Below are 693 nucleotides of genomic sequence, written 5' to 3'. Positions count from 1 at the left end.
GCCTACTCTGATACGCAGCGCTACCGTGTAGGCGCAAATTACCTGCAGCTTCCGATCAACTCGCCGAAAAAGCATGTCGCCACCAACCAGGAAGGCGGGCAGATGCAATATCGGGTCGATAGAGCAGAAGGACAAAACCCGCACGTCAACTATGAGCCATCCATTATGGGCGGGCTGAAGGAAGCGAAGCAGGACGGAAAAGACCATACGCCGCATGTCGAAGGTGATGTAAAGCGTGAAGCGATTGACAGAACAAACAACTTCGGACAGGCTGGAGAAACGTACCGGAGATTTACTGAATTTGAGCGGAACGAATTGATTACGAATTTGGTGAATACGCTTTCTACGTGCCGAAAAGAAATTCAGGATCAAATGATTGAGAATTTCACAAAAGCTGATCCTGACTACGGAAAACGTGTAGCAGAAGGGCTAAAAAAGGTTTCCGAAAACAACAGCAACGGGCCGATCGGCACAACTGAAACGGAACAGGCTGCAAAGCAGGCTGAACAGGAGAGCCATCCATCTGATCCGTATTAACAACAGCGAACAGGGCTTTTTTTGAAGCCCTGTTTTTTATTTTTCTATTGAAACGTTTTCAACAATTGTGTTGTACTGGAAGGAAAGGGGTGGAGAGATACGATGGAATTACAGCAGGACTTGATTCCTCAGAAAAAACAATCGGCGCCTTAGATC

At 47.0% G+C, this 693-nt stretch carries 1 pseudogene; it reads left to right on the top strand.

The window, feature by feature from the left end:
* A pseudogene (gene katX, locus ADICYQ_RS31395) lies at positions 1–537 on the top strand (catalase KatX); the annotation flags it as partial.
* Between the last annotated feature and the right edge of the window lie 156 nt (positions 538–693).

Source organism: Cyclobacterium qasimii M12-11B (assembly GCF_000427295.1).
Taxonomy (GTDB): domain Bacteria; phylum Bacteroidota; class Bacteroidia; order Cytophagales; family Cyclobacteriaceae; genus Cyclobacterium; species Cyclobacterium qasimii.
Note: the sequence above shows the minus strand (reverse complement) of the source record. Positions and strands in the feature narration are given on the sequence as shown.